General features: G+C 65.9%; 15 protein-coding genes. 5 read left to right on the top strand and 10 right to left on the bottom strand.

The window, feature by feature from the left end:
* Window positions 1-76: 76 nt before the first annotated feature.
* Both ACFQZZ_RS19420 and ACFQZZ_RS19415 read left to right on the top strand, forming a co-directional pair.
* Window positions 77-907 carry a mycofactocin-coupled SDR family oxidoreductase gene (locus ACFQZZ_RS19420; RefSeq protein ID WP_378682406.1) on the top strand — a complete coding sequence of 277 codons (831 nt, stop codon included), beginning with the start codon at window positions 77-79 and terminating at the stop codon, window positions 905-907.
* A gap of 146 nt (window positions 908-1,053) precedes the next feature.
* Window positions 1,054-3,009, top strand: a complete 1,956-nt coding sequence (locus ACFQZZ_RS19415) for a cytochrome c oxidase assembly protein (protein ID WP_378682403.1) — start codon at window positions 1,054-1,056, stop codon at window positions 3,007-3,009.
* Window positions 3,010-3,038: 29 nt separating this feature from the next.
* Here ACFQZZ_RS19415 and ACFQZZ_RS19410 read toward each other — a convergent pair whose 3' ends face one another.
* Entirely contained in the window at window positions 3,039-5,417 is a 2,379-nt protein-coding gene (locus ACFQZZ_RS19410) for a heavy metal translocating P-type ATPase (protein WP_378682400.1), read from the bottom strand.
* Window positions 5,418-5,429: 12 nt separating this feature from the next.
* On the bottom strand, window positions 5,430-6,218 hold the full coding sequence (locus ACFQZZ_RS19405; RefSeq protein WP_378682397.1) for a zf-HC2 domain-containing protein: 789 nt from the start codon (window positions 6,216-6,218) through the stop codon (window positions 5,430-5,432).
* A 152-nt stretch (window positions 6,219-6,370) separates the two neighbouring features.
* Between ACFQZZ_RS19405 and ACFQZZ_RS19400 the strand changes: the two genes are divergently transcribed.
* Window positions 6,371-7,357, top strand: coding sequence for an endonuclease/exonuclease/phosphatase family protein (locus ACFQZZ_RS19400; RefSeq protein WP_378682394.1), 987 nt, complete (start codon window positions 6,371-6,373; stop codon window positions 7,355-7,357).
* On the opposite strand, the gene ACFQZZ_RS19395 is transcribed toward ACFQZZ_RS19400, so the two are convergent.
* Entirely contained in the window at window positions 7,354-7,947 is a 594-nt protein-coding gene (locus tag ACFQZZ_RS19395) for a TetR/AcrR family transcriptional regulator (RefSeq protein WP_378682391.1), read from the bottom strand. The two genes, ACFQZZ_RS19400 and ACFQZZ_RS19395, sit on opposite strands and share 4 nt — an antisense overlap.
* A 167-nt stretch (window positions 7,948-8,114) precedes the next feature.
* Here ACFQZZ_RS19395 and ACFQZZ_RS19390 point away from each other — a divergent pair, with 167 nt between their 5' ends.
* Entirely contained in the window at window positions 8,115-8,453 is a 339-nt protein-coding gene (locus ACFQZZ_RS19390; protein ID WP_378682388.1) for an STAS domain-containing protein, read from the top strand.
* A 13-nt stretch (window positions 8,454-8,466) separates the two neighbouring features.
* Here the strand turns inward: ACFQZZ_RS19390 and ACFQZZ_RS19385 are convergent, their stop codons facing one another.
* From ACFQZZ_RS19385 to ACFQZZ_RS19355, 7 genes are all read right to left on the bottom strand, one after another.
* Window positions 8,467-9,495: a DoxX family membrane protein gene (locus ACFQZZ_RS19385; RefSeq protein WP_378682385.1), complete on the bottom strand. Its 1,029-nt coding sequence runs from the start codon at window positions 9,493-9,495 to the stop codon at window positions 8,467-8,469.
* Window positions 9,496-9,739: 244 nt separating this feature from the next.
* Window positions 9,740-10,597 carry an alpha/beta fold hydrolase gene (locus ACFQZZ_RS19380; protein ID WP_378682383.1) on the bottom strand — a complete coding sequence of 286 codons (858 nt, stop codon included), beginning with the start codon at window positions 10,595-10,597 and terminating at the stop codon, window positions 9,740-9,742.
* Between the two features lie 152 nt (window positions 10,598-10,749).
* Window positions 10,750-12,501, bottom strand: a complete 1,752-nt coding sequence (locus ACFQZZ_RS19375; protein WP_378682380.1) for an amidohydrolase family protein — start codon at window positions 12,499-12,501, stop codon at window positions 10,750-10,752.
* Between the two features lie 6 nt (window positions 12,502-12,507).
* Entirely contained in the window at window positions 12,508-14,163 is a 1,656-nt protein-coding gene (locus ACFQZZ_RS19370) for a class I adenylate-forming enzyme family protein (protein WP_378682377.1), read from the bottom strand.
* Between the two features lie 220 nt (window positions 14,164-14,383).
* Window positions 14,384-15,424 carry an NAD(P)-dependent alcohol dehydrogenase gene (locus ACFQZZ_RS19365; protein WP_378683142.1) on the bottom strand — a complete coding sequence of 347 codons (1,041 nt, stop codon included), beginning with the start codon at window positions 15,422-15,424 and terminating at the stop codon, window positions 14,384-14,386.
* Window positions 15,424-16,575 (bottom strand): serine hydrolase domain-containing protein, encoded by a 1,152-nt coding sequence (locus ACFQZZ_RS19360; protein WP_378682374.1) that lies wholly within the window; start codon window positions 16,573-16,575, stop codon window positions 15,424-15,426. Before ACFQZZ_RS19360 ends, ACFQZZ_RS19365 begins: the two co-directional genes overlap by 1 nt.
* A gap of 7 nt (window positions 16,576-16,582) precedes the next feature.
* Window positions 16,583-17,950: a flavin-containing monooxygenase gene (locus ACFQZZ_RS19355; RefSeq protein ID WP_378682371.1), complete on the bottom strand. Its 1,368-nt coding sequence runs from the start codon at window positions 17,948-17,950 to the stop codon at window positions 16,583-16,585.
* A gap of 278 nt (window positions 17,951-18,228) precedes the next feature.
* On the opposite strand from ACFQZZ_RS19355, the gene ACFQZZ_RS19350 reads away from it, so the two are divergent.
* On the top strand, window positions 18,229-18,855 hold the full coding sequence (locus tag ACFQZZ_RS19350) for a TetR/AcrR family transcriptional regulator (RefSeq protein WP_378682368.1): 627 nt from the start codon (window positions 18,229-18,231) through the stop codon (window positions 18,853-18,855).
* Window position 18,856 lies beyond the last annotated feature (1 nt).

Below are 18,856 nucleotides of genomic sequence, written 5' to 3'. Positions count from 1 at the left end.
TTGGCGCCGGGGCCGATTCGATCGTGCGACGATGGATGGGCCTTACCGGGACTACGCGCGGATAAGGGGTAGACCCATGGGGAATCTCGACGAAAAAGTAGCCGTGATCACCGGTGGAGCGCGCGGCCAAGGCCGCGCTCATGCCGTAGCGCTTGCCGCCGCGGGCGCCGACATCGTGGTATGCGACATCGCCGGACCGATCGCCAGCGTGCCCTACCCGCTGAGCTCGGACTCCGACCTCGCCGAAACCGCCGAACTCGTGACCGAAGCCGGCCGCCGCTGTCTGGCGATCAAGGCCGACGTGCGCAGCGAACCCGAGATGAACGGGGTGGCCGAGCAGGCGATCGACGAGTTCGGGCGCATCGATATCCTGATCGCCAATGCGGGCATCTCGTCCAACTCGCCCATTGCGGAGATGGCCGAACAGACCTGGCAGGACATGATCGACGTCAACCTCACCGGCGTCTTCCACAGCTTCCGTGCCGTAGTGCCATACATGATCGAACGCCGGTGCGGTCGAGTCGTCGCCACCTCCTCGATTGTCGGTCGGATGGGCGTCAAGACCGCGGGCCACTACGCGGCGGCCAAATGGGCGGTGCTCGGATTGGTCAAATCGCTGTCGCTGGAGGTGGCCGAGCACGGGATCACCGTCAACGCGGTGCTGCCCGCGGGCGTGGACACCGACATGATCCAGAACCCCGCCATGTGGCGGCACCTCTTGCCGGATATCGAGAATCCGACCCGCGAAGACGCCATGAAGATGTTCAATTCGGGACCACCGAACGGCGGTCTGATCGAGCCCGCCGAGGTCGCAGCGGCCGTGCTGCTGCTGGTGTCCGACCAAGGCCGCCACTTCAACGGCGAGGCCGTGACGATCTCCGGCGGTATGAGCGCGAGCATCACCTGAGTCGAACTGTCCCGCTCGTCGCATCGACCCGATTTCACTGGAACGTGGGAACTTTCGCACGAGTTCATCCGACAGCTGGACGAGGGCCGGTTTCGCACGCAGGACATGGTCTTTCGTCGCAAAGGGATGGTGGACACAACGTGCAGGTGAAGCGCTCGACAGTCCACTTCATCTGGTGTGCCGCGGCGCTCGTATCGCTGGTTCTCGTCGTGGGATCGGTTCTCGACGCGGACGATATGCCCTATCGAGAAGCGGGCACCGCCTACCCCGGTATCGGGGCTGTGCTCGGGTATGTGGTGCTGCGAGTGGTGGCCGCGCTGGCGGGCGCGGCGACGCTCGGGTCCCTGGTCTACGCGGTGTGCTGCACCGCCGTCACCGCGCGTGGTCGTGTCGACGTCGATGGCTATGCCGGAGTCCGGGTCGCCGAGCGGGCGGCCGCGGTGTGGTTGGTGTCGGCGTTGCTGCTGATCCCGGTCACCGCGGGCAACGCGGCGGGTTTGTCGACGTCGGCGGTCTTTCGGCTCGGCGCGCTCGGCGCGCTGATCGATGCGAGTGAGAAACCGAAGGCATGGATCGCCGTGGCGGCGTGTGCCGGTGTCTTGACCCTTGCCACTCGATTGACATTGTCCTGGACCGGTTTGGCGGCATGGACAGCGTTGGCTGCCCTCGCCGTCTTGCCGCCTGCGCTGGTCGGTAATGCGGGGGAAGGGCCCGACCACGACTTCGCCACCGGCGCGATGATCGTCTTCCAGATCGCGGCGTCGATACTGCCCGGTTCGGCCTGGTGTGTCACGGCGCATGTGCGGCGCAACGGATCCCACCTCGAGACCGCGATACGGCGCTGCGTGGCGATCGCGTGGCTGTGCCTGGTGGCGGCGGTGTTCAGTGGGTTGGTGCTCGCCGCGTTGCTGCTGCCGTGGTCGATGGTGCTGTCGACAGGGTACGGGCGGCTCATGCTGCTGACGGCGGCACTGGCGATCGGAATCGGGATGGTGTTGTGGCAGATCGCCGTGGCGAAACGCGATGTTCGGGGCCGAATAGCGTTCCTATTCGCCTGCGTCGCAGCGCTGTCCGCGACAGCGATGACGGCGTTGGTGGCCATGGCCGTCCAGCCCGCGCCCGCGTTCGCCGACCGCACGTTTACCGCGCAAGAGGTGTTCATCGGGTTCGACCTGCCGCAACGGCCGGACGTGGTCCGGCTGATGACGTTGTGGCGCTTCGACATCGTGCTCGGCACCGCGGCCGTCGCCGGCATCGCCGTGTACGCCGCAGGCGCGCTGCGATTGCGACGGCGTGGCGACGACTGGTCGCGTTGGCGTGCGCTGTCCTGGGTGAGTGGCTGTGTGGCCCTGCTGATTGCGACGTCATCGGGCATCGGCTCCTACGGCTACGCCATGTTCAGCATGCACATGATCACGCACATGGCGTTGAATATGTTCGTGCCGGTACTGCTGGTGCTCGGCGCTCCGGTGACGCTGCTGCTGCGCGCCGTGCCCGCGGCGGGTCGAGACGAGATTCCCGGTGTGCGCGAATGGGTGCTGCGGATCCTGCATTCGCGCCCGACCGCGGTAGTCGCCCACCCGGCCACGGCGATCGCCGCGTTCGTCGTCTCGCTCTATGGGCTGTATTTCACGCCGCTGTTCGAGAACCTGATCCGATTCCACTGGGGACACGTGCTGATGAACGTGCACTTCCTGATCATCGGTTACCTGTTCTATTGGGGCATCATCGGCATCGACCCAGGCCCGCGCAGACTGCCGCATCTGGGCAGACTGGGAATGCTGTTCGCCGTCATGCCTTTCCACGCCTTCTTCGGTGTCGCGGTGATGTCGATGAACACGGTGATCGGCGAGCGTTTCTACAACCAACTCGATCTACCATGGCACGCCGATCTGCTGTCGGACCAACGGATAGGCGGCGCAATCGCCTGGGTATCAGGCGAAGTCCCGATTTTGCTCGTGGTCGGCGCCCTGCTGTCGCAATGGATGGCGCAGGACCGCCGCACCGCCGTACGCACCGACCGCAAGGACGACGAGTACGGAGATTCCGACCTAGCCGCCTACAACGCGATGCTGGAGAAGCTGGCCGCCTCCCGCCGCTGAGTCGCGGAACTCGTTGCCGCGCCTGTGTTTCAGTGTCGAAAGTGGGCTCGACGCAGGCGGAGGCTGTTGGAGACTACGAAGAATGACGAAAATGCCATGGACGCACCGGCGATGAGGGGGTTCAGGTAGCCGAGGGCGGCGACGGGGATAGCGACCACGTTGTAGCCGAAGGCCCACACGAGGTTGCCTTTGATGGTGCGCAGGGTGGCGTGGGCCAGTTCGATGGCGTCGGCTACGGCGCCGAGGTCGTCGCGGACCAGGATGACATCGGCGGCGGCGATGGCGACGTCGGTGCCCGCGCCGATCGCCATGCCTAGGTCGGCGGTGGCGAGGGCGGCGCCGTCGTTGATGCCGTCGCCCACCATGGCGACGCGGTGGCCCTGTTCCTGCAGGCGGGCGATCAGTTCGACCTTGCCCTCCGGAAGTAGTTCGGCGACAACCTCATCGATGCCGATATCGTCGGCAACCGACTGCGCGGCGTAGGCGTTGTCGCCGGTGAACATCATGGTGCGCAGTCCGAGCCGATGCAGCCGGGCGACGGCCTCCGCGGCCGAGTCCTTGACGGTGTCGGCCACCGCGATCACGGCGCATGCGACGCCGTCGACGACGACGAGGACCGCCGTGCGTCCAGCCCGCTGCTGTTGTCGCACCACACGATTCAACGACGGGGGAACTGTCACGCCCTGCTGGTTCAGCAGCCGCGGCCGGCCGACCGACACCGCCTTGCCCTCGACGCGGCCGCGGGCGCCCAATCCTGGTAGTGCCGTGAAGGATTCGACCTCGGGCAGCTCGCCGAGCAGCTCCCGCGCATACCTGGTGACGGCCGCCGCGACGGCGTGCTCGGAGGCCGCCTCGACCGCACCGGCCAGCCGCAGCACGTCGGATTCGGTCATTGCGCCGTTGACGGACACGGGGCCACCCAGTGTCATCGCGCCGCTCGCAGCCGTCCCATCGTGCACAGTCGGTGCGCTCGCAGTCATTGCGGCGTTCGCGGTCGGCGCGCTGTCCACGGTCACCGCGACAACGCTCATAGCGCCGTTGGTGACGGTGCCGGTCTTGTCGAGCACCACGGTGTCCACGTCCCGCGTGGCCTCGAGCGCCTGATGGCCTTTGATGAAGATGCCGAGCTGCGCGCCGCGTCCGGACGCCACCATCAATGCTGTCGGAATCGCCAGCCCCAGCGCGCACGGGCACGCGACGACCAGCACCGCCAGTGCCGCTGCCGCGGCCTTTTCTGTGCCCGTGCCGGTCAGCAGCCAGGTCACGAAGGTGCTTGCGGCTACCGCGAAAACGAAGGGCACGAACACCGACGACACCCGGTCGGCCACGCGCTGCATGCGTGCCTTCCCGGTCTGTGCCTGCTCGACCAGCCGGATCATTCCCGACAGCTTCGTATCCGCGCCCACCGCGGCGGCTTCCACGATCAACCGTCCGGTCAACGCGGTGGTGCCGCCGATCACCTCCATCCCGGGTGTCACATCCACCGGGATGGATTCGCCGGTCATCGCGCCGGCGTCGACGCTGGATTCGCCGGACACCACGAGGCCGTCGGTCGCGATGGTCTCGCCGGGGCGTACGACGAACCGCTGCCCTTCGACGAGTTCGTCGATCGGAACCCGCATTTCGCGATCGCCGCGGGTCAGCACGGTGACCTCGCGGGCGCCGAGGGCGGCGAGCGCCCGCAGCGCGCTGCCCGCCGAACGCTTGGCCTTGGCCTCGAAATACCTACCGGCGAGGACGAATGCGGTGACGCCCGCGGCGACTTCGAGGTAGATGGAGTCGCTGGACCAGATCGCGTCCCACACACCGCCCGGTGCAGGCTGCGGTCGGTCCTGATGCAGGAACATGGTGTCCAGCGACCACAGCGTCGCGGTGATAACACCCACCGAGACCAGCGTGTCCATGCTCGCGGCAAGGTTTTTCGCGCCATGGAAGGCACGCCGGTGGAACGGCGCCGCCGACCACACCACCACCGGCAACGCCAGCACCGTCAGAATCGCCTGCCAGCCGGGGATTCGGGTGGCGGGCACGGTCGCGAACATCACCGACAGGTCGGCCAGGGGGAAGAACAGCAGTAGCGCGACGACCAAGCGGCGGAACAGATCACCGACGGCGGCGTCTTCGGGAGCCGAATCGACCCGGCCCGTGTGTGCGACAACCGGTTCCGCGCCGTAACCGGCCGATTCGACGTCGGCGCACAGTTGTTCGGCCGTCACATTGTCGGTGGCATCGATAGTCGCCACGCCGGTCGCGTAGTTCACCGAGGCGGTCACCCCGGTCACCTTGTTGAGCTTGCGCTCCACCCGGGTCGCGCAGGCCGCGCAGCTCATACCGGAGACGGCGAGCGAGATGCGGGTGGTGGTTTCGGTGCGGGTGACGGATTCCGGAAAAGCGACGTCAGTACTCATGATTCCGTTCGGTCAGGCGGCAGGATCTTGGGTCGATCCGAGGTGGCCGGTGCGGCGGCCGAACTGGGCGCCGGGCGGCAGGACGAGTTCGGTGGGCACGGTGCGGCTAGTGCGCGACGGCGGTGAGGCTTCGGGTCGGCGGGCGCGGTGCACGACCACGACCAGAACGAGCGCGACGACAAGGACACCGTGGGAGAGGACGCGGGAGATCGGTACGACCCCTGAGGTCAGATCGCCGATGGCGAACGCCGTCAGTGCCACTACCAGCACACCGAGCACCGGCAGGACGCCGGCGGTGGCGTGTGGCCGCAGCGCGCAATAGATGAATCCGATGCCGATCGCGAGACTCCATGCGGTGCTCTCGTTCAGCAGGTGCCTGGTCATTTCACTGCCGTGCTGGTGGCTCATACCGAAGTCGAAGCCCGCGGCCTGACTGATCGCGAGGCCACACTGCACAGCGCCGAGTAAGCCGAGCAGCAGCCGGGTCCACGCTGTGCGGGAGGAGGTCAGCGCGGTGCGCCACGATGCGAACCGGTCGGCCGCCGCGGACCCGATCGACTGCCGCAGCCGGTCGAGGTCGGCGGCGGCGAAGATCGCGTCGGTGAGATCGGGGGTGTATGCGAAGCCGCCGCGTAGCAACTGCGAGGTCTCGACGGCCGCGATGTACCAGGAGCAGCACTCGGCGCACTGCTCCAGGTGCTCGTCCACCCGCGCCGCGGGAACGGGTTCACGTTCGCCATCGATCCGAGCCGACACCGCTGTCCGGCATACCTTGCACTCCACGCCAAGATTGTCGTCCACGGGAACACCGAAGTTCCCCACACCTACCGAACGTCGAGCAGGCCCGAGGTCTCGAACTGGGATTTCGAGTAGTCGGTACTCAGGATTCCGAGTGGCGGGCGGAGGACCATGGTCAACAGTTCGTTGTCGGGGCCTGAAGATCGGTGCATAAGATGGTTACCCTGCGTATCGCCACATTCAATCTGGAAAACTTCGATGAGGTGCCGCCGAATGTCCGGCCGTCACTGGCGGAACGGATAACGGTGATGCGGCCGCAGATCGAGCGGCTGCAGGCCGATGTGCTGTGTCTGCAAGAGGTGCACGGCCAAGAGCGTGCGGGGCAGCCGCGGGCACTGCTCGCCCTGGCGGAACTGCTCGCGGGGACCAAGCAGGCGGGGGCGAATGTCGTATCGACACGGGATCCCAACGGGCAGGTGTTCGATCAACGAAATCTGGTGGTGGTCACCTCATTGCCGGTGATGGCGCGGGCTCAGCTGTTGAACACGCTGATCGCGCCGCCGATGTACCAGATCCTGACTGCGAATCCGCCCGCGCCGCAACCCGTGCCGATTTTGTTGGAGCGACCGATACTGCACGTGGAACTCGATCTTCAAGGCGCGCCGCTGCACGTGATCGTGGTGCATCTGAAATCGAAGCTGCCCAGCAACATTCCGGGCCAGAAGGTCGACGACTTCACCTGGCGCAGCGCCGACGCGGTGGCTGAGGGCTCGTTCATCTCGTCGATGAAGCGGATGAGTCAGGCCGTGGAAGTGCGGCGGCTGGTCGATTCGATCCTCGACCAGGATTCGGGGGCGCGCATCGTGGTGGCCGGCGATTTCAACGCCACCGCCGACGAGGTGCCGTTGGTCGCCATCCGGGGTGATGTCGAGGAGACCGGCAACGGCGCGTTGGCCGGTCGGGTGCTGGTGCCGGTCGAGAACACCATTCCCGAGCCTGCCCGGTATTCGCTGTTCCATCACGGCAGGGGGCAGATGCTCGACCACATCCTGGTCACCCGCAATCTGCTTGCCCACTACCGAGGTACGGAGATCCACAACGAGGTGCTGCACGACGAATCCGGCGCCTTCGCCACCGATATCAAATACCCGGAGTCCGATCACGCCCCGGTGGTGGCGACCTTCGAATTCAGTGGCTACTAAGCCGCATCGGCCCGATATCGATCGATCAAGGCGGCCGCCATCCGCTGAGCGCGGCGGGCGGCGCCGCGATCGCCTTCGGTCGCGGCGACGATGGAGCCCTTCATCAGGATGTGCCAGGAATGCGCGAACTCCTCCGGATCCCGCAGACCGGCTTCGACCGCTCTGGCGCGCACGACGCCACGAATCCGGTCGAGATGCTCGATGCTGGCCAGACCTGCGGGATGGCTCGGGCCCATTTCCACCAGGACATTGATGAAGGTGCACGCCTCGAAATCCGCGGTAGCAAACCATTCGTCGAAGACGTCGAAAATGGCCAGCAAACGCTCTTCCGCGGTGGTACCGAGCAGGTGCGATCGATGCTCGACGAAGCCGAAGGTCCACAGTTGCTCACGGCGCTCGAGTACGGCGATGACCAGGTCGTCTTTTGTCCGAAAATGGCGGTACAAAGTGGCTTTCGCGATACTGGCCCTGGCGATCACTTCGTCGATGCCGACATCTCGAATACCGCGTCGAGTGAACAATTCGTAGGCAGTGGCCAGAATTCGCTCGCGAGCGCCGACAACTGGGTCGTTGCTGGCAGACATAGTCATACTCTATCTCTGTACAGAGCTGTGCGATCCTGCTTCACTAGAGAGACAGGTCTGTCCCCGCGTAGGTGACGGGTCTCAGGAGCCAGCCCATGTCCACGCATTGTGTGAATGTTGTTGAGTGCACCGCTGTTTGTGCCACCGGCGGAAGTGGCGTGATCCAGTTCTGTGTGAGCCGTCCACGCGGCGATGTGACACTGATCGAGGTGGCCGGCGAAATCGACCTGTGCACCGCACCGACACTGCGGGAGAACCTGGTGCGTGCCTTCGGTTTTCAGGCGTCCACCATGGTGGTCGACCTGTCGCCGGTGACCTTCTTCGCCGCTGCGGGGGTGACCGCGTTGATCGAGGTACAGGCGGAGGCCGAAAAGTCCGCTCGCCGAGTGTTTTTGATCACGACAGGGCGCAGCGTCAGTCGCGTCATCGAGATCACCGGCCTGTCCGCCAGCTTGCATTGTGTCGGCTCGCTCGATGCCGCACTCGCCGAAGGATACGAAGCGACGGCGTAGCGTCCCGCCGGACTCAGCCGCGCCGTGCCTCGACACGATCACGGGCTGCCTCGGCGATATGTACGCCACGTTCACGTGCGTTCGCGGCGAGTTCGGGTCCACGTTCCTTGGCGATCTCCGCCCAATCCGAACCGCGCCGCCGGGCGGTCTCGGCGAGCTCGGGTGCGCGTTCTTTGGCAACCTCGGCCCAATCCGAACCGCGCCGCCGGGCGGTCTCGGCGAGTTCGGGTGCGCGTTCTTTGGCAACCTCGGCCAGTTCTACGCCACGGCGTCGGGCCATATCGGCGAGAATCGCGGCTCGGTGTTTGGCGATCTCGGCCCATTCCGAACCGTGCTCTTTAGCGATCTCCGCCCAATCCGCCCCGTGTTCCTTGGCGACCTCGGCCAGTTCGGCGCCACGCTCTTTCGCGACGTCGGCCCACTCGGAGCCGTGCTGCTGCGCGACCTCCGCGACCTCAGACCCCTTCACCGCGGCGATTCCGCTCAGCGTGCGTGCGCGATCGGCGGCCTCGTACGCGTGCTGACGCAGCGCCTCACCCGTCGCGCTGTCGGCCGCACCGAAGGGCAGCGTCGCGGATACCGCGGCGGCCGCACTGTGGGCAGCCCGCCTGCCGCGCCACCCGAGCGACGGCTTGCCCGCCGTGTCGGCGGCCGCGATCATCAAACCCCCGAGCAGGCCCATATCCTTCAGAAACGCATTTCGTTTAGCGGCCTTGCGCCCTGGGTCCTGCTCGGCCCAGAAGTCCTGTTCGGTGACTGTCGCGGGAATCACGGTCGCGGCAAGCACAACGGATGCGAGCCTCGGCATCTTGCCGAGCGCCAACAGCACGCCTCCCGACACCTGCGCTATGGCATTGACCCGGACCACCATGGCGGTATCCGACGGCAATTTCGCGGCGAGATTGTCCGGGAGCCGCTGCTCGCCTTGCTGCACGAGCGCAGAGGCCGCCTTAGCGCGTGATTCCGGATGCATCAGGGTGTCGACTCCGTCGGCGACAAAGGAGGCCGCAAGCAGCGGTCGGGCAAGTCGGCGCAGCAACATAGCATCAAACCCTTTCTCGATGGCTTATCGACCGGGTTCCCGCAACATATGTCATCAAACAACACCAGCTAGCCTGCCTCTCCGCATGTGCAGTGCACCACTGGGTGCGATGAAAGTCGGCAGGCGGTTCGAGTGTAAATCAGCTCGCGGAGATAGCCGGGAAGTTACCGAGGTACTCGCTGGGGCAGTTATCGGGTCTGTGAAAGGGCAGTGGTTCTGCGGTTGGATCGAGCGGTCTCGAGGGCTATTCGGCCGGTCGCGTCAACCTGGATGGGCGCGGCTGAGCCGTGGCGAGAAACGACGTGATCGTTGTTGTCACGGTCGCGGGGTCTTCGACCATGGGGAGGTGGCCGCAGTCGGAGAGCTCGACTTCGGTGTGCGGGCGCAGGGTGTGGTTGAGGCGGGCGCCTGCGCGAGCGGAGAGGATGCGGTTCTGCTTGCCCCAGATGGTGCAGATCGGCGGGAAGTCCGGGGGCGGAGTGAAGGTGTCGAGGCCGATGAAGGTGGGGAAGTCCTGGACCAGGCCGTGGAGAGCTTGGAGGCGGCCGCGGTCGGACCAGTGGGCACGCAGCCGCGGTGACCGGTGCAGTTTCTGGCGTCGGCCGCGGGCGCCGAGCTGGTCGGCGATGATCCGGGAGACGATCATGTCGGGCAGCGCGAGTCGGCGCGCCACGGGAGCGAGGGGGAGTCGGGCATCGACCCATGCCAACGCGCTCTGGCGGCCGGCGCGGACGGTGTTCCAGGTCAGCGGGTTGATCAAGACCAGCGCGCGGACTCCGGTGGGGTGCGCCATCGTGTAGCGCAGCGCGGTGGCCGCGCCGAGGCAGTTGCCGACCAGGACGACGTCCGTGCGGAGGTGTGCGTCGAGGAAAGCGCCGAGCATGCTGACGTAGCTGTCGAGCTGGTAGCCGTCGGCGGGCTGGTCGGATTCCCCGTAACCGGGCAGGTCGAGTGCGAAGACTTCGTGGTCACGGCGCAGTACCGCGATCTGATCGTCCCAGATGTGACGTTGGGTGCCTGCGTTGTGCAGCAGGACAATCGGCGGACCGCTACCTACTCGGTCGAAGGCCACAGACCGGCCCTGATGCACGAATGTCTCCACGTCGCCTCCTTGCGAGTGGGCGGGCGAACAGAGTGTGAACGCCGGTTATAGATAAAGATAGCTCGAATTCGGCTACCGCGAGCGTGAATTGACGCCCCGCTGCGCGGATCAGGACGAGCTTCGGGCAAAACAGACTCGCGGCGGTCGAGTGCTCAGCTGTCGTTCGCGCCTGCCCGCAAGAAGCGGCCGGTCCGGCGGGTGCCGAGCACGGGTGCGGATTCGCCGTTGCCGAACACGTATTCGCCGCCGACCAGCACCGCGGCGACTGTGGCGTCATTGCGGTTGACCATGCGCGACAAGTTGTCGAACTGGGCGATCGGCGCTTCGGCATAGGCGTCGGTGGTGTCGTCGAGATGTTCGGGATCGATCACGACCAGGTCGGCGCGGTCGCCGGTGCGCAGATGGCCAGCGTCGATGCCGTACCAGTCGGCGAGTTCGCCGGTGATGCGATGCACGGCGCGTTCCAGCGACAGGATCGGCTGACCTGCGCGCTCGGCATCATGAACTCGGCGGAGGAACCGCAGGCCGAAGTTGTAGAACGCCATATTGCGCAGATGTGCGCCTGCATCGGAGAAGCCCAGCTGCACACCGGGATCGGCGGCGAACCTGTCCAAGACCGCCGGTCGATGGTTGGAAATGGTAGTCCGCCACCGAACCTTGCTGCCGTGTTCGACGACGAGGTCGAGGAAGGCGTCGACCGGGTGCAGTCCACCCCGGTCGACACCGACCTGGCCGAAGGTCTTACCGAGCACGGCCGGATCCGGGCATTCGACGATCTCGGCGTCGAAGAAGTCGCGATGCCAGACCCGTGGGCCGAACTTCTTGTCGTAGTCCTTGCGGAAGCTGCGGCGGTAGCTTTCGTCGCGCAGCAGTTCCCTGCGCTCCTCCAGCTGGTCGGCCAGATGCAGTGCGGCCGCACCCGAACCGAATTCCTCGAAGACCGGCAGATCGATCCCGTCGGAGTAGACCTCGAACGGCACCGGCAGATGCTGCCACCGGAAGTCACCGCCCAGTGCGTTGAGCACCCGGGCGATCAACGGAAAGATATGTGCCACCGCGGGAATGGCCTTGATGTCGGCCGCGGACAGCAGGCTCACCTTCAGCGGCTTGCGGAAGATCCCGACGCTGCTGGCCGCCATGGCGACCAGGCTTTGTGGCCGTGCGACATCGGGCCCGCCCTGCAGTGCGCGACCGCGACGCCGCAGAATCGCGTTGAGCCTGCGCCGTTCCCGAGCGGACGCATAGGTCGAGGGCAGGGTGCGTGAGCGACACACGTCGCCGTCGAGCTTGTCGAACAGCAGTTGCTGTGAGGACATACCGACGAAGCCCGCATCCAGCGCCTCGCTGAGCTTCGCCGCCATGGCATCGAGCTCGGCGTCGGTGGGGCGAATGTCTTTGCTGGTGGATCGTTCCAGACCCAGCTGCGCGGCGCGGATATCCGAATGTCCGATGAACGCGGCGAGGTTCGGGCCGAGCGGCAGCGCCTCCAACGCGTCGACGAACTCGTGCGCCGAGGTCCAGGTCTTGGTTTCGGTGACGGCCTCGATCACGTGCTTGCGTGGAATGGCTTCGACGCGGCCGAACAGATCACCGGCATCGGAAGCGTCGACGTGCACCGTCGACAGCGAGCACGAGCCGAGCAGCACGGTGGTGACGCCGTGGCGGACCGATTCCGGCAGCGCCGGGGTCTGCAGCACCTCGACGTCGTAATGCGTATGGATGTCGATCATCCCGGGAATCACCCATTTCCCGGCGGCATCGATGACGGTCGGACAGTCGGTTTCATCGAGCGGCTCGATCGAGACGACGGCGATCCGACCGTCACGGATGCCGAGGTGGCGGACCGCGGAGGGCGAAGCCGCGCCGTCGAACCAGCGCCCGCCCTTGATGATGGTGTCGTACATGTTTTCTCAAACCTCGATACCGGTGCGCATGACCTTGCCGGTCGCATTGCGTGGCAGTGCGGTGGTGGTGAGCCGCCAGCGAGCGGGCACCTTGAAATAGGCAAGCCGCTCTTCGGCGAACGCGAGCAGCTCCTGTTCGGTTGTCGCGGTGTCCTCGTCGACGACGACCAGCGCGGCGACCTGCTGGCCGAGATCGTCGTCGGGCACACCGACGACGGCGCATTCGCGCACCGCGGGGTGTTCCTCGAGGCACTGCTCGATCTCGGTGGGATAGACGTTCTCGCCGCCGCGCAGGATGAGATCGGAACGCCTGCCGGACAAGCGAAGTCGGCCCTGCTCCTCGACCCCGATATCGCCGGTGCGCAGCCAGCGGTCAGGGGTGATGGCGGCGGCTGTCGCGGCATCGTCTTCCCAGTAGCCGAGCATCACATAGGGGCTGCGCACACAGATCTCGCCCTCGGTGCCCTCGGGGACGGCATTGCCCGCGGCGTCACGTATCTCGATGCTGACCCCGATGACGGGGCGGCCGACGGTATCCGGGAACGCGGCGAGCTCGGCGGGCGCGGCGAGCGTAGCGGCGGTGCTGCATTCGGTGAGGCCATAGCTGGTCACCAGCGCGTTCTTCGCCACGGGAAGTTGGTCGCGCAGTCGCTGTTGCAGGGCGGCCGAGGACGGCGCCGAGTTGAGCGACAACGACGTCAGCGAGGACAGATCGTAGTGGGACAGATCGGTTTCGAGCATCCGGCTGGCCATGGTCGGCATCGCGCCCCAGTTGGTGATGTGCTCCCGTTCGACCAGGCGCAGCACCCGATCCGCGTCGAACGACCCCTGGTGTATGACGGTGGTATCGCCGGTCACCATCCGCGGTATCACCAGGTTGTGCAGGCTGGCGATGTGAAAAAGCGGCGAGGTGAGCAGGAACCGCCTGCCCTTCGGGCTGCCGTCGTCGGTGCGGCCTTGAAACGCCGCGGCCAGCGCATCGTTGAATTTGTGATAGTCGATGACCGCCAACAGGTTTCGTTGCGTGTGCACCGCACCCTTCGGTCGTCCGCTTGTGCCGCTGGTGTAGAGGATGACCGCCGGGTCGTCCTCGGCCACCGGCGTGCGAGGCAGTTCGCCGTCGTCGAATTCGGCGATCAGGGCGGGTAGGTCCTGCTCCATGGTCAGCACCGGGACATCGATACCCAGCTCCGCCACCTGCGCCGCCCGCTTCGCGTCGACGATCAACACGGCGGGACGGGTGTGGTCGACGCCGTAGGCGATTTCGCGAGGAGCCCACCAGGCGTTGTACCCCACCGCGATAGCACCGAGGCATTGCGCCGCCCAGAACGCCACCACCCATTCCGGGGTGTTCGCCGCCAAAATGCCGATCCGGTCGCCCTTTCCGACGCCATGCCGATCCCGCAGCGCGCGGGCCAGCGCGCCGACCGCGTCCGCGTGCTCGGCATAGGACATCCGGCGGTCCTCGGTGACCAGATATTCGCGGTCGGCCAACCCGATGGATGCCTCGAGCACGTCGCCGAGCGAGCGGCCGCGATGCCGCATCACCGGCATCGGTGCGCCGAGCACCTCTTCGACCACCATCTCGAACTGCCCGCCGGGTCCGGTCAGCCGAGCGATTGCGGCGGCCGCCATGGCCTGCAGGTCCATAGGCTGTGTCATAGGGTGTTTGGCGCGGTTACTCCCTCGTTCGCGGGGGAGGGGAAGCGCCATCCTCCTTTCAGGGGTTGGGTCAGGAGAGTTTGTCGGTGGTGTTGGGGCAGAACGCGGCCACATCAGTGTCGACGACGTGAGACAAGCGGATCACCTCCCTCGGGTGGGTGGTTCGGTTGCGGTCTGAGCTGGAAATCTCCTGCCTTCAAGCAAGGGAAGCGTTAACTGCCTACGGCACCAGAACAGCGCGGCCGGTGACCAGCCCGCGTTCCAGGCGGTCGAGTGCCGCGCGGCCGTCGGCAAGGTCATAGCGTTCGACTTCGACCTCGAGTTTGCCCGCCTGCGCCAGGGCGATGGAGTTGATCAGGTCGGATTTGGTGCCGCCGTAGGACTTTCGGATCGATGCGCCCCATGGCCACCCCGGTCCACCCGCCGGACCCGCGGTGATTTCCGGTGCGCCACCGCCGAGGCCGATCATGCGGTAGGCGCCGTTGGGCGCCACCGATTCCACGGCCAATGTCGCGGTTTGGTCGGTACCGACGAAGTCGAATACCGCGTCGGCGCCGCGACCTTCGGTGCGGTCGAGAATCTCGCGCGCGGTGTCCGGTCCACCGAGTAGACCTTCGGCCGCTCCGCAGCGGGCGGCGAGGTCGAGCTTGTCCGTGCTGACGTCGACCGCGATCACGTGCGCCGCGCTGGTCGCGGCAAGGATCTGCACCGCAACGTGGCCGAGCCCGCCGATACCGATGACCACCGCGACCGATCCCGGCCGCAGCTGCTCACGCGCACCGTTGATCGCGTGATAACTCGACAGTGCGGCGTCGGCCAGCGGTGCGGCCTGGAGGAAGTCCAGGTCGCCGATCGGCACGAAGGAGGTGGCCGGAATCCTGATGTACTCGGCCATCCCACCGTCGGGTCCCAGGCCGGGGCAGGGCGGCATCGCGGTGCGACCGGCGGCGAGGCAGACATTCTCGTTGCCGCTCACACACTCCCGGCACACGCCGCACGACCAGCACAGATAGACGATCCCGCGCGCACCGGCCACGCAGCCGTCGACAGCACTGCCGACGGCTTCGATAGTGCCCGCGACCTCGTGTCCCAGGGTGAGTGGTTCCTCACGCATTTTGAACGGGATATGCAGCACATGCAGATCGGAGTGACATATGCCCGCCGCACCGACGCGCAGCAGCAGATCGGTGGGACCGATCTCGGGGACCGGAACTTTACGCAGTTCGAGCACACCGGGATCGGTGAGTTGTAGTGCCCGCATCATGAGCGATCTCCCCGTACTACCGAGAACACCGACCGCAGGTAGGCGTCCGCGCGGTCGGAGCCGATCAGTCCGGCCGCCATCTTGTTCATGGTGTAGGCGAAGGTGACTCGATGCTCCAGATCGTTGACGACGATGGCGCCGCCGAATCCGGCCCACCAGCAGACACGGCCGTCGGGGACCTCCGGTGCGGTCTGCGGCTGCGGCAGACCGTAGCCCATACCGAAGCGAAGCGGGAGCAGCAGCGCCAGATCGGCACCATCGGACTGTTGCTCGAAGATCAGGTCGATCGTCTTCTCGGACAACAGCCTTCGGCCGTTCAGCTCGCCGCCGCAGGAGACCAGCGACTGAACTTTCGCCACCGAATGAGCGTTGCCGTGGCCGTTCACCGCACCGATCTCGGCCTGCCGCCACGCGGCGCCATTGGCCTCAGGGATATCGAGGAGAGGGCTGGTAAGCGTCTTGACCAGAATGCTCTCCTGATCGAGCGAGGCCATATCGAATTCCAGCAGCGGCGGCGGCACCAACGGTGCGATGCGGTGGTGGTGCTCGGGGCCGGTGCCGATATGGAAGTCGGCGTCCAGCGGCCCGGCGAGCTCCTCGGCGAAGAACTGCCCGAGGGTGCGGCCGGTGATGCGGCGAATCACCTCGCCGATCAGGTGCCCGTAGTTCAGTGCGTGATAGCCGGAAGCGGTGCCCGGCTCCCACCACGGCGGTTGGGTCGCGAGCCGGGCGCTGGCCGCCTCGGTGTCGTAGATATCGGCGAGTTCGATCGGCCGCTGCCAGCCCGAGACGCCGGAGGTGTGCCCGAGTAGATGGCGAATCTCGATATCGCCCTTGCCGTTCGCGGCGAACTCCGGCCAGTAGTGCGCCACCTTCTGCTGCACATCCAGCTCGCCGCGGTCGACGAGCAGCAGAGCGGAAAGTGCGGTCATGGTTTTGCTGATGGAGAAGACATTGACCAGGGTGTCCTCGGTCCACGGCGTCGTGCGCTCGATATCGCGGTGCCCGCCCCAGATGTCGACGACCGGTTCACCGTCGATCGTCACACAGATCGAGGCACCCAACTCCTCGCCCGAGGCGAGCTGGTTCTCCAGTTCCTGTCGCACGGCCTCGAAACGGTCGGCGCAGCATCCCATCGTCGTTGTCATCGCCGCCTCACACGTTCTCGAGCACTCGGGCCGGCACCGGAAGGGCGTTGCCCGTCGCGGCGGCTCGCTTTGCGCCACTGGCCATTTCGCGCGTCATATCGCGTACATAGGCCTCGAACTCGATCTGGATGGTGTGTCGCGGCGAGTCGTAGTAGCGACCGCTGCGCCGCTCCTCGGCGGTGCGGATCACCTCGTTCATCTCCGGCTCCGGCGGCGGGAGGTATGCGCCGGTCAGGTAGGCGGCGACGAGCTTGCTCTGCTGCTCGGCGAAGTTCACCAGGGTCGGCAGCGGCTGCGCCAGGCCCATATAGAACAGATTGTCGACACCCGGCTTCATCATCTGCTTGAACAGCGGGATGCGATTGCCGCTGTCGGGCACCAGTTCTGGATCCGAGAAGAACGGGAAGCTGATGTGATAGCCGGTCGCGCACACGATCACGTCCACCTCTTCGGTGCTGCCGTCGGCGAAGCGCACCCGCTTGCCCTCCAGCGCGGTGATGGCGGGCTTGAAGGCGATGTCGCCGCAGCCCGCCCGGTGCAGGAACTCCTCACTGGCCGACGGGTGTGCCTCGAACGGCTTGTGATCGGGTTTCGGCAGCCCGTAGAACTCCATGTCGCCACGGAATTTTCGGACGAACCGCTGCTTGAGCTTCATGCTCACTTTGCGTGGAATCCACGGCGGCACCGATTGCCTGTCGCCTACCTTGCCGTTGACGTACTTCGGCAGCACCCACACACCGCGCCGCGCGGACACGGTCAGCCGCTCGGCTATGAAGCGTTGGGACAGCTCTGAGGCGATGTCGAGGCCGGAATTGCCCATGCCGACGACCACGACCTTCTTGCCGCGCATGTCCACCGGATCGAACGGATCGTTGTAGGCGTGACTGTGGATCAGTACGCCGTCGAACTCACCGGGGTAGTCGGGGATGTTGGGATCCCAGTGGTGCCCATTGCACACGATCAGGGCGTCGTAGTCGCGGGTGCGGCCGTCGTTGGACGTCACCAGCCAGCGACCGTCGGGTTGCCGTTCGGCGCCGGTCACCTTGGTGTTGAACAGGATCTTGTCGCGGAAGCCGAAATGATCGACATAGTCCTTGAAGTACTGGAACAGCTGCGAGTGGTGCGGAAAATCCGGCCAGCCCTCGGGTACCGGATAGTCCTCGAAGGCCAAGCGCCACTTGGACGTATCGATATGCAGGCTCTGGTAGCACGCCGACATGCCATTGGGGTTCTTGAAGTACCAGTTGCCGCCCACCTCGTCGGAGGCCTCGAAGAGGTCGAACGGGATGTCGAAGTCCTGTAGGCGTTTGGCGGTAGTGATGCCCGACGGTCCCGCGCCGATGACGCAGACCCTGGGAAGCGTGCGTGGAGTCAATTCAGTAGTCCTCATCCGAAGCTGCCGTCACGGCTCGCGGTGGCGCCGGACACGGCGGGCGAGTATCCGGAGCCGTGGGGCTCCGTAGTGACGTAGACAACAAAGTAACACTGAGTAGACTGTGTGTCTAGTGAATGACAGTATGTCTAGCGAGAGCTGGTTGTTCGAGCGACCTGCAAGCAGTCGCCAGCGGCGGCCGGCCTCGGCCGGACGTACACTTGCTCACCGGAAGTCGCACGTCAGCAATAGTTTCCGACCGACACGAGGTAGCCGCACACATGCCAACGAAGTCGAAACAGGCCGGAATCAGCCTGCGGGACGAACAGAAACTGCAGACCAGAGCCAAGCTGCTCGAGGGTGCGAAGAACCTGTTCAGCACTCAGGGCTACGCGGCGGTCCGGGTCGACGACATCGCTGCCGCCGTCGGTTGCAGCCGCGCCACCTTCTATCTGCACTTCGCCAGCAAGCTCGAGGTGCTGCGCGCGGTCGCCGAACAGAGCACCGCCCCGAGTGCGCTGCACTTCTACGAGGACCTGGATCGGGTCCTCGACACCGGCTCGCGCGCCGCGTTCGTCGGCTGGATGACCCGCGCCATCGGCTGGTTCCAGGAGTACAAAGACCTGCTGCCGGCATGGGACGAGGCCACCGCACTCGAACCGGAATTCCGTGAAATCGCGCGCCAGGGCATCCTGGCCCTGCCCAACGCGATGACGTCCTATCTCGCGCGCTGGCCCGCCGACCGCCAGGACGAGGCCCGCCTACGCGTGGAACTCCTTGTCGCCCAACTCGAACGTTTCTTCACCCGCTGGGCCATGCAGGGCACCATCGATGTCACCGCCGATCAGGCCGCCGCCGTCCTCGCCGATATCTGGTTCCCGGCCTTGCGGGCGCCGACGGGACGGTAGC

Origin of the sequence: Nocardia sp. GCM10030253, from assembly GCF_042675075.1 — a bacterium.
Taxonomy (GTDB): domain Bacteria; phylum Actinomycetota; class Actinomycetes; order Mycobacteriales; family Mycobacteriaceae; genus Nocardia.
The sequence above is the reverse complement of the archived record's forward strand: the minus strand, read 5'-3'. Positions and strand labels throughout refer to the sequence as shown.